Source organism: Streptomyces camelliae, from assembly GCF_027625935.1.
In the GTDB taxonomy this organism is placed as follows: domain Bacteria; phylum Actinomycetota; class Actinomycetes; order Streptomycetales; family Streptomycetaceae; genus Streptomyces; species Streptomyces camelliae.
Window position 1 is genome coordinate 3,368,912 of the sequence record NZ_CP115300.1, and the last position, 13,731, is coordinate 3,382,642.

Sequence of the window (13,731 nt, forward strand, 5' to 3'; positions counted from 1 at the left end):
CGGGGTCTCTCCTCAGGACAGCCGCACGCGCGGGTCGATGAAGGCGTACGTGGTGTCGACGATGATGTTGAACAGCAGGATCATGGTGGCGGAGAAGAGCATCACGCCGAGCAGCAGCGGCAGGTCGCTGAAGAAGACGGCCTGGACGGCGAGGTTGCCGAGGCCGGGCAGGCCGAAGGTGTACTCGGTGATGATGGCGCCGCCGAACAGCGAGCCGAGGTCGATGCCGAAGATGGTGACGATCGGGATCAGCGAGCCGCGCCAGGCGTAGCGGAAGAAGACGTAACGCCGGGACATGCCCTTGGCGCGGGCGGTGCGGACGTGTTCCTCCTGGAGCTGTTCGATCATCGAGGACCGGGCCATACGGGTGTACTGCGCGGCGAAGATCGTGGACAGCACCACCCAGGGGATGATCAGGCCGTTGAACCAGCTGACGGGGTCATGGGTGAACTCGTTGTAGGCGGGCTTGTCGAACCAGTGGGTCTGGTAGACGAGGACCGCGAGAGCCAGCGGGCCGAGGAAGTAGATCTGCAGCGAGCTGACGACCATGGCGCCCGCGGTGGCCGTCTTGTCGATCAGCGTGCCGCGCCGCCAGGCGGCGAGCAGCCCGGTGCCGAGGCCGACGGCCAGGAAGCACACGGCCGCGCCCAGGGTGAGCGAGACGGTGGTGGGCAGCCGGTCCATCAGCGTGCTCCAGACCTGCTCGTTGGTGTGGTACGAGTACCCGAAGCAGGGGGCGGGGCAGGGGCCCTGGGCGAACTGGCTGCTGCCCAGGGCGAGGTTGTGCAGGAAGATCCCGTACTGCTCGGTGAGGGGCTTGTCGAGGCCGAGCACATGGTGGATGTTCGCGATGCTGTCCGGGTTGCAGGTCTTGCCGCACATCAGCAGGGCCGGGTCCCGGGGCACCCCGAAGAACAGCAGGAACGTGACGATGCTCAGCAGGAACAGGATGACGACGGCACCGATGATCCGGCGCACGAGGAAGCGCAGCATGGCAGGGCAGCTCTCCGACGTCGGCGGCCGGTTTACTTGATGAACAGACGGCGCGGGTCGATGCCGCCGATGACGTCGTCGTAGACGAGGCCGCCGACCTGGGAGCCGGCGATCTGGACCTGCTTGTAGTAGGCGGTCGGGACCTCGTTGACCACCTTGGTGAGCAGGTACTTGTCGAGTTTCTCCCATTCGGCCGCGGACTTGGCCGGGTCCGTGATCAGGCTGATCCGGTCGATCTCGCTGTTCACGTGCGGGTCGTTGAGCTGCGTGTAGTTCGACGCTCCGTCGGCGATCTGGCGGCCGTCCTCCAGCGGCGGGAGCACCGTCAAGGCGGAGGGCCAGTCGGCGGACCACGCGGTGTGGAAGATGTCGTAGGGGTTGTTCAGCTTGGAGACCTGGTCGAAGTAGGTCTCGGACGGGATCTCCTGGCGCTGGACATCGAAGCCGGCCTTCTGCAGGCCCGCTGCCATGGCGGTGGAGTACTGCTGGCCCTCGGGGGTGTTCATGTAGCCGAACGTCAGCTTCAGGTGGAGTTTGCCGGCCTGCTGGAGCAGCTTCCTGGCCTTGGCCGGGTCGCCGCCGGGGTTCTTCTTCTTGCCGTACGGGTCGAAGGCGGGGTCGTAGCCGGGGACGGTCGGGGAGATCAGGCCGCCCGCGACCTCCATGGCGTCGCTGCCGCCGTAGGCCCGCACGAAGGGCGAGACCGGCAGGGCGTAGGCGATGGCCTCGCGGACCCGGATGTCCTTCATCTCGGGCTTGCTCGTGTTGATGTGCATCAGGCCGACGAAGCCCTGGTAGCCGGAGACCGTACGGGATTTGAGCTGCGGGTCGCCGAGGACGTGGGAGAGGTTGCCCGCGTCGACCTGGTTGCTGAAGCTGAGGCCGGTCCGGTCGGCCCCGCTGTCCGCGAGCAGCGCCTTGGTGGAGGTCTCGAACTGCTGGTTGAACGTGATGGTGAACCGGTCCACGTACTGGTGCCGGATCGGGTCCGTCTTCGGGTCCCAGTTCGGGTTCCTGACCAGCACCATCGATTTGCCGGACTGGAAGGACTGGATCTTGTACGGGCCGGTCGTGACCGGGTTCTTGTCGTACCTCTCCCGGGTGTCGCCCTTGGCGGAGACGACCGAGTAGCCCGCCATGGCCAGGGTGTACGGCAGATCCGGGTGGGGCTTCTTGAAGTGGAAGACGACCGTCTTCGCGTCGGGCGTCGACAGGACACTGTCCGGCAGGTGCCGGCCCTTGTACGGGCCGTCCGGAAGCAGCTTGCGGTAGTCGGTGCCCGAGGTGTCGGCGAGCCACTGCTGGAGGTAGCTCGGGCCCTGGGTGATGAAGGGCGCGAAGAGGCGCTCGACGCTCTGGCGGACGTCCGCCGAGGTGATCGGGGTGCCGTCGGCGAACTTGATGCCGTCCTTGAGCGTGTACTTCCAGGTCCTGCCGCCGTCGGTGGTGGTGCCGGAGTCGGTGGCGAGGTCGCCGACCACCTCGTGCCGGTGCCCGTCGTCACTGGTCGTCTTGTATCCGGTCAGGCCTCTGTGGATCAGCTGCGCGACCACCATCTGGGCCTGCACGTAGATCTGGGCCGGGTCGAGATGGGCGTAGCTGTCGCGCTCCAGCACCTCCATCGTGCCGCCGGACCTGGCGCCGGGCACGGGGGCCGCGGGTCCGGTGGAGTCGGCGGCGTTCCCGAACTTGATGGGCGCCTGCTGGCTCTTGGCGTCCTGCTGGGCCTTCTTGTCGTTCGTGCCGCCGTCGCTGCCGCCCTTGCTGCAACCGGTGAGCACGAGAGCTCCGGCCGCGAGCACGGAGAGTGCGCCGTATGTGTGGCGTCCGCCCCTGATCATCACGAGGATCCCACCCTTCTGTGTGTCACCAGTACGTGCACGTGCCAGGTCAGCGCGCGGTCTTGGGATCGAAGGCGTCCCTGACCGAGTCCCCGAGGAGGTTGAACGCGACGACGAAGATGATCATCGAGACGCCGGGGAAGAACATGTAGGTGATGTCGTTCTCCATCACCAGCTGGGTGGACGCCTTGGCGAACATCTGCCCCCAGTCCGGCGTGGGTTCGACGATGCCCACGCCGAGATAGGACAGAGCCGCCTCGGCGGTCACGAAGTTGGGCAGCAGATACGTCCCCTGCACCAGCAGCGGGGTCACGAGGTTCGGCAGGATCTCCTTGCTGATGATCCGCCACGGCGAGGCGCCGCTGACCTTGGCCGCCTCGATGAACTCCCGCTCCCGCAGGGCGAGTGAGGTGCCGCGCAGAATGCGGCCGAGGCCCATCCAGCCCAGGAACCACTGGACCAGGATCAGGGCGAGCACCCGGACGTAGGTGGGGGTCTCGTCACGGGGGCTGACGAACAGGGAGACGACGACCGGCATGCTGGCGATGAAGAACAGCTGGGCCGGGAAGGCGAGCAGGAAGTCGATGACCCGGCCGATGAAGTAGTCGGTCCTGCCGCCGAGATAGCCGGCCGCGACCCCGAGCAGGATGCCGGTGACGACGACGGCGAGGGTGACCGCGACCGAGATCATCAGCGAGGTGCGGATGCCGTAGATCAGCTTGGTGAAGACGTCGTAGCCGTTGCCGGGTTCGAGGCCGAACCAGAACTCCCCGCTGATACCGCCGTTGGGCTTCACCGGCACACCGGCGCTGTCGAAGAGTTCCGGGCGTTCGTCCGCGTACACCGTGTACGGGTTCTTGCCGTAGAGCGTGGAGATCAGGGGGGCGAGCAGGCCAATCAGGAAGAAGAAGCCCACGACGTAGGCCGAGATCACACCCGTGCGGTCGCGTCTGAAGCGCAGCCAGACGAGCCGGCCAGGTGACCGCCCCTCGATCTTGCCAGGATTTGTCACGGATCGCCCACTTCACCAGTAGGAATGTGACTCCACGTGTTCACCCAATGACCCGAGCGCTGACCGCAAACTACCCCCGAAACCGGGTTGCAAAAAGCCCGGGCACCCCCCTTCCTGGGGGGTGCCCGGGCTCAACTCGGCTTGGCTCAGCCGTGCTTGGCGCGGCTCGCGGCGCGGGCCCGCTCACGCTGGTCCAGGTTCACCTTGCGGATGCGAACGGCCTCCGGGGTCACCTCGACGCACTCGTCGTCACGGCAGAACTCCAGCGACTGCTCCAGCGACAGCTTGCGCGGCGGCACGATCGACTCGGCCACGTCGGCCGTCGAGGACCGCATGTTGGTGAGCTTCTTCTCCTTGGTGATGTTGACGTCCATGTCGTCGGAGCGGGAGTTCTCGCCGACGATCATGCCCTCGTACACCTCGGTGCCCGGCTCCACGAAGAGCACACCGCGCTCCTGGAGGTTCGTCATCGCGAACGCGGTGACGGCACCGGCGCGGTCGGCGACCAGCGAGCCGTTGTTACGGGTCTGCAGGGTGCCGAACCACGGCTCGTGGCCCTCGTGGATCGAGTGGCCGATGCCCGTGCCGCGGGTCTGGGTCAGGAACTCGGTCCGGAAACCGATCAGACCGCGGGACGGAACCACGAACTCCATGCGGACCCAGCCCGAGCCGTGGTTGGACATGTTGTCCATACGGCCCTTGCGGACACCCATGAGCTGCGTGACCGCACCCATGTGCTCCTCGGGCACGTCGATCGTCATGCGCTCGACCGGCTCGTAGACCTTGCCGTCGACGTCCTTGGTGACGACCTGCGGCTTGCCGACGGTCAGCTCGTAGCCCTCCCGGCGCATGGTCTCGACGAGAATCGCGAGCGCCAGCTCACCACGGCCCTGCACCTCCCAGGCGTCCGGGCGGTCGGTCTCCAGCACGCGCAGCGAGACGTTACCGATCAGCTCGCGGTCCAGGCGGTCCTTCACCTGGCGGGCGGTGACCTTGCGGTCCTTCACGGCCGCCTTCGCGTCGGCGCCCTTGCCGGTGCCGCCACGGCCGACCAGCGGCGAGGTGTTCGTACCGATGACCATGGAGATCGCCGGCTCGTCCACCGTGATCAGCGGCAGCGGGACGGGGTTCTCGGTGTCCGCGAGCGTCTCACCGATCATGATGTCGGGGATACCGGCGACCGCGCAGATGTCACCCGGGCCGGCCTTCTCGGCGGGCTTGCGGGTGAGCGCCTCGGTCATCATCAGCTCGGAGATGCGCACGTTGCTGATGGAGCCGTCGCGCTTGATCCAGGCGACCGTCTGGCCCTTGCGCAGCTCGCCCTGCTCCACGCGGAGCAGCGCGATACGGCCGAGGAAGTTGTCGGCGTCGAGGTTGGTGACGTGGGCCTGGAGCGGCGCGTCCTCGTCGTACGTCGGGGCCGGGATGTGCTCCAGGATCGTGGAGAAGAACGGCTCCAGGCTGTCGCTGTCGGCCGGGACCGTGCCGTCGTCCGGCTTGGTCAGCGAGGCGATGCCGTCACGGCCGCAGGCGTAGACGATCGGGAACTCGATCTGCTCCTCGTCGGCGTCCAGGTCGAGGAAGAGGTCGTAGGTCTCGTTGACGACCTCGTCGATCCGGGAGTCCGGGCGGTCCGTCTTGTTGATGCACAGGATGACGGGCAGGCGCTGCTGGAGAGCCTTGCGCAGCACGAAACGGGTCTGCGGCAGCGGGCCCTCGGAGGCGTCCACCAGCAGCACGACGCCGTCGACCATCGACAGACCGCGCTCGACCTCGCCACCGAAGTCGGCGTGGCCGGGGGTGTCGATGATGTTGATGGTGATCGGTTCCCCGCCGTCCTTGGGGTGGTACTTCACCGCCGTGTTCTTGGCGAGGATCGTGATGCCCTTCTCACGCTCCAGGTCGTTCGAGTCCATCACCCGGTCGTCGACCTGGTCGAGCTGGTGGGCGGCGAACGCGCCGGCCTGCTTCAGCATGCCGTCGACGATGGTGGTCTTGCCATGGTCGACGTGGGCGACGATGGCGACGTTGCGGATGTCGTGGCGCGTGGCCATAAGTTGCCGTACTCCCGGAGTGTGAGGAAAGCCTGCGCGTACGTCTGCGTTACGCGGGCCCTGCCGGGCTTGACACGCCACGGCCTTACCCCATCGTACGGGGCCCTGAGGAAGTCGGCTTCCTCAGGGCTCTGTGATGATCTCCATGGAGGTCATTTCGTGGGACTGATGGGACTCGGGGCACCTTTCGCGCCCTTCTTCAGATAGCCCATGTCCTCGAAGACCGGCGTCTGGAAACCGAACGCCCCGGCGTTGACGAGATCCCGCCGCGCCCCCACCAGCTGCGGCCGCTGATACAGCGGAATCGATCCGGCGGCTGCCCAGATCCGGGCGTCCGCCTTCCTGATCAGGTCCCGCTCCTCGCCCTCGTCCAGGGTCGCCGCGGCCTGGTCGAAGAGCTGGTCCACCTGGTCCGTGCCGACCCGCGTGTAGTTCTGCTCGACGTTCACCGACCCGTCGGCGGCCGGCGCCGGTTTGGCGTAGACCGGCCGGGCGTCCGTCGCCGGGAAGGCCGACGAGGGCCACGAGTACAGCGCGAGGTCGTAGTCGCCGGAGGCGATGTGGTCCTTGAAGTAACTGTCGTCCGGGACCTTGCTGATCGTCGTCCGGATGCCGACCTGCTCCAGCATCGCGGAGATCCGCTCGGCGACGGTGTTCAGCGTCTCGGAGCCGGGCCCGGAGGGGAGCACGAAGCGCAGCGTGAGCGCCTTGCCGTCCTTGGCGAGCGGTGCGGCCGGCGCGGCGCCCGGGGCGGCCGTGCCCTGGGGGGCGTACGCCCCGGCCGCGCCCCCGTGCCTGCCCTCCTGCGCGAGATGCCGGTCGGCGCCGTCGCCCCGGTCGCCACCCTTGCTGTCATCGCCCTTGTCGTCCTCGCCGACGATGTACTGCCCGTCCCTGCCCCCGTCGGACGGCTTCTCCTTGTCACCCTTGTCTTTCTTGTCGCCCTTGTCGCTCTCGGGACCGGCCGCCTTGTCGCCCTTCTTCGGCTCCTTGACCGGCCCCCCGGACACCCAGCCGGCGTCGGCGAGCAGCGCTGCCGCCTCCTTGGTGTCCATCACGCCGATCGCGCCGCTGCCGTCGGCGTAGTCGGGCTGCCCGGACAGGGCGAGATGGCTGCCGACCGGGATCGCGGGCAGGCCCAGCGGGGTGAGCACCAGCTTGGCCAGCGCCGTGCGGTCCAGGGCGCGGGCGACGGCCCGGCGGACCCGCTCGTCGGCCAGCGGGCCCTCGGAGCCGTTGAGGGCCAGCTGGGTGTAGGCGGGCTCCAGCGACTTGCGGACCTCGAAGCCGCGCAGCGCCTGCTGCTCGTCCAGGTAGCCGGCGATGGCCTTGCGCAGCTCCGTCTGATCCGACTCGGCCTCGTCCGAGTCCAAGCCGTGCGCCAGCGCCCAGGAGCGCAGCTTCTTCACGGAGGTCTTGCCGGAGCCCCGCAGCGGGTTCGCACCGCCGTGCGCGGCGAGCCCGATCCGCCGGGCCTCGGCGGGGTCGATGTCGGCGAGGTCCACGCTGCCGTCGGCGAGCGCGGCGGCCCGCTTGTCGCGGGGTACGGCGTGCAGCTCGATCTGGGACAGCTTGGCGGGCCGGCCCCACCAGCGCGGGTTGCGGGTGAGGACGACGTCCTTCTGGGCGGTGTCGACCTTGTCCACCGTGAAGGGTCCGGCGGTGACCTTCAGCTTGCGCCGGGCGCCGTCGTTGAAGGCGTCCGGGGTGCCCGTGACGTCCTTCGGGTACAGCGGCGAGAACAGCGACTTCCAGTCGGCGTAGGGGCGGGAGAAGGTGACCCGGACCTGGAGGTCGCTGGCGCCGCGCTCGATCCTGTCGATGCGGTCGTAGCCGGCGTTGCGGGCGGTCCAGTAGGCGCTGTCCTTGCCGGACAGGGCGCGCCACTGGGCGACGAAGTCGGCGGCGCCGATCTCCCGGCCGTCGCTCCACACGGCCTGCTGGTTCAGCTTGTACAGCACGACCTGGCGCGGCTCGGTCTCGATGACCTTGGCCGACTCCAGGTAGGCCGGGTCGGGCACCGGCCGGCCGGTGGCGTCGAGCCGGAACATGGAGGGCAGCACGGCCTGGGCGATCCGGTTGGTGCCGGCGTCGGCGTCGGCCTGGAAGGTGTTCAGGGTCTCGGGGACGGCGTCGACGGCCCACTTCAGCGTGCCGCCGTCGGCGATCCGGTCCCGGGCGACCGGAGCGATGTCCTGCCCGGCGAGGGGCTTCGCGACCTCTTCCTCGTCGGAGCCGCACCCGGCGAGGAACGGCACCGCGAGCGCGCCCGCGGCCAGAAAGGCGACCGATCGCATGACGGCGCGCGGCCCGACTCCGTCGTGGGACATCTCTGCTACCTCCGGGAAGCCGCGAGCGATATGATCACCTTTGGCGGTATTTGGAGCTGATCAGATCTAATGCGGCCCACTGAAGAGGAAAGGATCCGGCCACAGCGGGCGACACGGCGACGACGGGCGGTAACCTCACCCGTTCGGCGCAATACGACCGGAAGATGCATCCGTACGCCTCCGCCAATCGCTGCACATGCCTTCACATCGGCAGGTGTGACGCGCAACACTCCAAGGCGCATGAACGGTGCCGCCCCGGCACGCCGGACCCGTGGAAGTGAGGACACGTCATGTCCGTGCACGACGACATCACCTCGGTCCAGCGCTCTCTCGACGAACTCGACCGGTCGCTGGGGCGCCTGGAGCACCAGCTCGGCAGCGGCGGCCTGGAGATGCGCCGGGTCCGCGTGGACGCCGACCATCTGCGCGAGAGCCTCCGGCTGCTCCGGGAGGCGGCCGACACCGACACCCGGACCGAGCCGCGCCGGCCCGACCTCGTCACCATCTCCGACAAGCCCTACGACTTCAGCCTGTGGACGGACACGGACGACGAAGGCCTGGGCGCCCGCGACCGGCACGCGCCCTGACCCCCTGAGCCGCAGCAAGAGCCACGGAAGAGCCGTAAAAGAGCCATAGAAGCGGAGCCCCGCCTTGGCCACTGGTACCGACCCCCAACAGAACAGCGGCGGCGTACGGACGGCTGCGCGCGCCGCGATCGACGCGCCGCATCTGCGGACCGACCGCTGGTGGCTGGCGCCCGCCGCCACCGCGGCCGGCCTGCTCGCCTTCGTCGTGTACTCCGCCTGGCGGGGCTTCGCGAACGCGGACTACTACGCGGCGCCGTACGTCTCGCCGTTCTACTCGCCCTGTCTGGCACAGAACTGCCGGACCATGCACGCGGGTCCGAACGCCGACGTCTTCGGGAGCTGGTGGGGTCTGTCCCCCGCCATCATCATCCTGATCTTCCCGCTCGGCTTCCGGCTGACCTGCTACTACTACCGCAAGGCGTACTACCGCAGCTTCTGGGCGTCCCCGCCCGCCTGCGCCGTCGCCGAGCCGCACAAGAAGTACACCGGCGAGACCCGCTTCCCGCTGATCCTGCAGAACGTCCACCGGTACTTCTTCTACGCCGCCGTGCTGGTCGCCGGCGTGCTCACCTACGACACCGTGCTGGCCTTCCGGGACACCCACTACCGCTGGGGCCACATGGGCCTCGGCACCCTGGTCTTCCTGGTCAACATCGTGCTGATCTGGGCGTACACGATCTCCTGCCACTCGTGCCGGCACATCGTCGGCGGCAAGCTCAAGCACTTCTCCAAGCACCCGGTGCGCTACCGGGCATGGAGTTACGTCGGCCGGCTCAACGGCCGGCACATGCAACTGGCGTGGGCGTCGCTGTTCAGCGTGTGGCTCGCCGACTTCTACGTCTATCTCGTCGCGTCCGGGGTCTTCGCCGACCCGCGCTTCTTCTAGAGCTTCCAGTGAGGGACTGAACTGATGTCCGTGGTGGACCGGCAGGAGTGGGACGTCGTCGTGGTCGGTGCCGGCGGCGCCGGGCTGCGGGCCGCGATCGAGGCGCGCGAGCGGGGCGCCCGTACGGCGGTGATCTGCAAGTCGCTGTTCGGCAAGGCGCACACGGTGATGGCCGAGGGCGGCATCGCGGCGGCGATGGCCAACGTCAACGAGCACGACAACTGGCAGGTCCACTTCCGCGACACCATGCGCGGCGGCAAGTTCCTCAACCAGTGGCGGATGGCCGAGCTGCACGCGCAGGAGGCCCCGGACCGGGTCTGGGAGCTGGAGACCTGGGGCGCGCTGTTCGACCGTACGAAGGACGGCCGGATCTCGCAGCGCAACTTCGGCGGCCACGAGTACCCGCGCCTCGCCCACGTCGGCGACCGTACGGGCCTGGAGCTGATCCGCACGCTCCAGCAGAAGATCGTCGCCCTGCAGCAGGAGGACTTCAAGGAGACCGGGGACTACGAGTCCCGGCTGAAGGTCTTCCAGGAGTGCACGGTCACGAGGATTCTCAAGGACGGGGATCGCGTTTCAGGTGTTTTCGCCTACGACCGGGAGACCGGCCGCTTCTTCGTCCTGGAGGCCCCCGCGGTCGTGGTCGCGACCGGCGGCATCGGCAAGTCCTTCAAGGTGACGTCGAACTCGTGGGAGTACACGGGCGACGGGCACGCGCTGGCGCTGCTCGCGGGCGCGCCCCTGCTGAACATGGAGTTCGTGCAGTTCCACCCGACCGGCATGGTCTGGCCGCCGTCGGTGAAGGGCATCCTCGTCACCGAGTCGGTGCGCGGTGACGGCGGGGTGCTCCGGAACTCCGACGGCAAGCGGTTCATGTTCGACTACATCCCGGACGTCTTCAAGGAGAAGTACGCCGAGTCGGAGGAGGAGGGTGACCGCTGGTACGAGGACCCGGACCACAACCGCCGCCCACCGGAGCTGCTCCCCCGCGACGAGGTGGCCCGCGCGATCAACGCCGAGGTGAAGGCGGGCCGCGGCTCGCCGCACGGCGGGGTCTTCCTGGACGTGTCCACGCGGATGCCGGCCGAGGTGATCCGGCGCCGGCTGCCGTCCATGTACCACCAGTTCAAGGAGCTGGCGGACGTCGACATCACGGCCGAGGCGATGGAGGTCGGCCCGACCTGCCACTACGTGATGGGCGGCATCGCGGTCGACTCGGACACGGCGGCGGCGCGCGGCGTGCCGGGGCTGTTCGCGGCCGGTGAGGTGGCCGGCGGCATGCACGGCTCCAACCGGCTCGGCGGCAACTCCCTCTCCGACCTGCTGGTCTTCGGGCGCCGGGCGGGCTGGCACGCGGCCGAGTACGCCCAGGCGCACCCGCGGCCGCCGGTCGACGACGCCCAGGTCGACGCGGCGTCCGCGGAAGCCCTGCGCCCCTTCTCCGCGGAGGCGGAGGGCGAGGCGGGCCCGCCGGAGAACCCGTACACCCTGCACCAGGAACTCCAGCAGACCATGAACGACCTGGTCGGCATCATCCGCCGCGAGGGCGAGATGGAGCAGGCCCTGGAGAAGCTCGCGGAGCTGCGGGTGCGCGCCCGCCGGGCCGGTGTGGAGGGGCACCGCCAGTTCAACCCGGGCTGGCATCTCGCCCTGGACCTGAGGAACATGCTGCTGGTCAGCGAGTGTGTGGCCCGGGCGGCGCTGGAGCGCACCGAGTCGCGCGGCGGGCACACCCGCGAGGACTGTCCGACGATGGAGCGCTCCTGGCGCAATGTGAACCTGCTGTGCGCGCTCGCCGACCCCTCCGGCGGCCTGGCGGCGACGGACCCCGCCCGGGGCCAGATCCGGCTGACCCGCGAGACCACCGATCCCATCCGCCCGGACCTGCTCGCCCTCTTCGAGAAGGAGGAGCTGGTCAAGTACCTCGCCGAAGAGGAGCTGTACGAGTGAGCAGCTACGAGGCCCGCTTCAAGGTGTGGCGGGGCGACGCCGGGGGCGGCGGCCTGGAGGACTTCGCGGTCGAGGTCAACGACGGCGAGGTGGTGCTGGACATCATCCACCGCCTCCAGGCCACCCAGGCCCCCGACCTGGCCGTGCGCTGGAACTGCAAGGCGGGCAAGTGCGGTTCGTGCTCGGCGGAGATCAACGGCCGGCCGCGCCTGATGTGCATGACGCGCATGTCGGTGTTCACCCGCGACGAGACGATCACGGTGACCCCCCTGCGCGCGTTCCCGGTGATCCGCGATCTGGTGACGGACGTCGGCTTCAACTACCAGAAGGCGCGCGAGATCCCCGCCTTCGTGCCGCCGGCCGGCCTCGGCCCCGGCGAGTACCGGATGATGCAGGAGGACGTGGACCGCGCGCAGGAGTTCCGCAAGTGCATCGAGTGCTTCCTGTGCCAGGGCACCTGCCATGTGGTGCGCGACCACGAGGAGAACAAGGCCGCGTTCGCCGGCCCGCGCTATCTGATGCGCGTCGCCGAACTCGACATGCACCCGCTGGACGCGGCCGCCGAGACCGGCCTGGACCGCAAGAGCACGGCCCAGGACGAGCACGGCCTCGGCTACTGCAACATCACCAAGTGCTGCACGGAGGTGTGCCCGGAGGACATCCACATCACCGACAACGCCCTGATCCCCCTGAAGGAGCGGGCGGTCGACCGCAAGTACGACCCGCTGGTGTGGCTGGGCTCGAAGATCAGGAGGAGGTCGTCGTCGTAGCGGCGCTGTCGCGGCCGGGGCGCTCGGACAGCACCCGCAGGCGCAGCGCGGCCATGATGCCGAGCCAGCCGAGCCAGGCCAGGAGGTTGTGACCGCCGGCGAGCGGGCCCAGATAGATGAACACCGCCCAGCCGGCGGCCCCGAGGAGGCAGCCGTAGCCCCACAGCTTCGGGCGCAGGACCCGCGCGCGGCCCCAGGGCGCGACCCAGCCGGTCGTGAGGCTCGCGACGCCCGCGGCGGCGAGGAGGCCGAAGAGGACGGTGGCGGCCACCACCAAGACCATGTGCATGGCGGTCAGAGTTTCACCAGGTCCAGCGCCTGCGCCAGATTGTGCTCCGCAATTTCGCGCATGGATTCGGCAAAGGGAAAGTCCCCTTGAAGTAGCCGGAGCGGCCCGGCGACGAGGTTCAGGTGCAGCGCCAGCCGGTACAGCCGCAGCCGGTCCTCGTCCAGGCCGTCGGCGCGCAGGGCGGCGTAGTGCGGCCCGAAGCGCATCCGCAGGAAGGCGTGCTCCCACTCGGCGTCGAAGTACATCAGCCCTTCGATGTCGATCAGGGCGGGCCGGCCGTCGGCGTCCAGCAGGACGTGGTCCGGCCCGAGTTCACCGTGCACGAGGACGTGCTCGGCACGCGGCCGCGCCTCGGCGGCGAGGGAGCGCACGGCATCCTCCAGCCGCTCCTGGGCGGCGGCCACGCGCGGATCGCGTACGGCGGTCTCGGCGATGTCGGACAGGGCGCGGTCGGCGACGAGCCGGGCGCAGGAGTCGCCGTACGCGCTGCCGCCGGCGGCGGTCACGGCGACCTTGCCGTGGGCGGCGGAGCGGCAGCCGCGCAGCGCGCGCAGGGACTCGGCGAGCGCGTCGAGCGCCGGGGCGGCCGCGTCCGGGTCCCGGCGCAGCGCCTCCTCCAGGCTGCCGCCGGTCAGGTCCTCGACCACGGCCGCGCGGGCCTCGGGGTCCACGTGGAGCAGGCGCGGGGTGCGGACGCCGGCGGCGGCGAGACGGTCGTGGGCGGCGGTGAACAGGCCGAGGCCGCTCGCGTGCGAGAACGGGTCGCGCGGGTCGGCCGCGGGCGCGGCACCGGAGTGGCTCCAGTAGTCCTCGTCGGGTGTCCAGAGGTAGGCGATCGCGCTGCCGCCGTCGTCGAGGCGGAGCCGGTAGACGCCCTTCTTGCTGCCGCCGCGCAGCCGGGTGACGGCGCTGAGCGTGCGGTGCCGGCCGAGGGCGGCCCGGGCGAGGGGGGTGAGGTCGGCGACGGTCCTGGGCTGTCGTGTCTCGGTCACCGGCCCGAGTCTTCCGCAGGGGAACGG

The 13,731-nt window shown here is 69.4% G+C and carries 11 protein-coding genes; 4 read left to right on the forward strand and 7 right to left on the reverse strand.

Translation table 11 applies throughout. The annotated features are described in order from the left end of the window. Positions 1-12: 12 nt before the first annotated feature. From O1G22_RS15170 to O1G22_RS15190, 5 genes are all read right to left on the reverse strand, one after another. The gene (locus O1G22_RS15170; protein ID WP_270081838.1) at positions 13-993 is read right to left on the reverse strand and encodes an ABC transporter permease; all 981 of its coding nucleotides are present in this window, start codon (positions 991-993) and stop codon (positions 13-15) included. Positions 994-1,025: 32 nt separating this feature from the next. Beyond that, entirely contained in the window at positions 1,026-2,834 is a 1,809-nt protein-coding gene (locus tag O1G22_RS15175; RefSeq protein ID WP_270081839.1) for an ABC transporter substrate-binding protein, read from the reverse strand. A 49-nt stretch (positions 2,835-2,883) separates the two neighbouring features. Further along, the gene (locus tag O1G22_RS15180) at positions 2,884-3,846 is read right to left on the reverse strand and encodes an ABC transporter permease (protein WP_270081840.1); all 963 of its coding nucleotides are present in this window, start codon (positions 3,844-3,846) and stop codon (positions 2,884-2,886) included. Positions 3,847-3,992: 146 nt separating this feature from the next. Beyond that, a complete protein-coding gene (gene typA / locus O1G22_RS15185) occupies positions 3,993-5,900 on the reverse strand; it encodes a translational GTPase TypA (protein ID WP_225098583.1) in 1,908 nt (635 codons plus the stop codon). Positions 5,901-6,052: 152 nt separating this feature from the next. Beyond that, positions 6,053-8,230 (reverse strand): ABC transporter family substrate-binding protein, encoded by a 2,178-nt coding sequence (locus O1G22_RS15190; protein WP_270081841.1) that lies wholly within the window; start codon positions 8,228-8,230, stop codon positions 6,053-6,055. A 290-nt stretch (positions 8,231-8,520) separates the two neighbouring features. Here O1G22_RS15190 and O1G22_RS15195 point away from each other — a divergent pair, with 290 nt between their 5' ends. From O1G22_RS15195 to O1G22_RS15210, 4 genes are all read left to right on the forward strand, one after another. Continuing rightward, complete coding sequence (locus O1G22_RS15195; RefSeq protein WP_270081842.1) at positions 8,521-8,817, forward strand: hypothetical protein; 297 nt, start codon at positions 8,521-8,523, stop codon at positions 8,815-8,817. A 64-nt stretch (positions 8,818-8,881) separates the two neighbouring features. Further along, complete coding sequence (locus tag O1G22_RS15200; protein WP_270081843.1) at positions 8,882-9,703, forward strand: hypothetical protein; 822 nt, start codon at positions 8,882-8,884, stop codon at positions 9,701-9,703. 24 nt (positions 9,704-9,727) lie between these two features. Further along, positions 9,728-11,653, forward strand: coding sequence for a fumarate reductase/succinate dehydrogenase flavoprotein subunit (locus tag O1G22_RS15205; RefSeq protein ID WP_270081844.1), 1,926 nt, complete (start codon positions 9,728-9,730; stop codon positions 11,651-11,653). Continuing rightward, the gene (locus O1G22_RS15210; protein ID WP_270081845.1) at positions 11,650-12,423 is read left to right on the forward strand and encodes a succinate dehydrogenase/fumarate reductase iron-sulfur subunit; all 774 of its coding nucleotides are present in this window, start codon (positions 11,650-11,652) and stop codon (positions 12,421-12,423) included. Before O1G22_RS15205 ends, O1G22_RS15210 begins: the two co-directional genes overlap by 4 nt. Here O1G22_RS15210 and O1G22_RS15215 read toward each other — a convergent pair. After that, entirely contained in the window at positions 12,401-12,712 is a 312-nt protein-coding gene (locus tag O1G22_RS15215) for a hypothetical protein (RefSeq protein ID WP_270081846.1), read from the reverse strand. The genes O1G22_RS15210 and O1G22_RS15215 overlap by 23 nt on opposite strands. 5 nt (positions 12,713-12,717) lie before the next feature. After that, positions 12,718-13,704 carry a phosphotransferase gene (locus tag O1G22_RS15220; RefSeq protein ID WP_270081847.1) on the reverse strand — a complete coding sequence of 329 codons (987 nt, stop codon included), beginning with the start codon at positions 13,702-13,704 and terminating at the stop codon, positions 12,718-12,720. Positions 13,705-13,731: the final 27 nt, after the last annotated feature.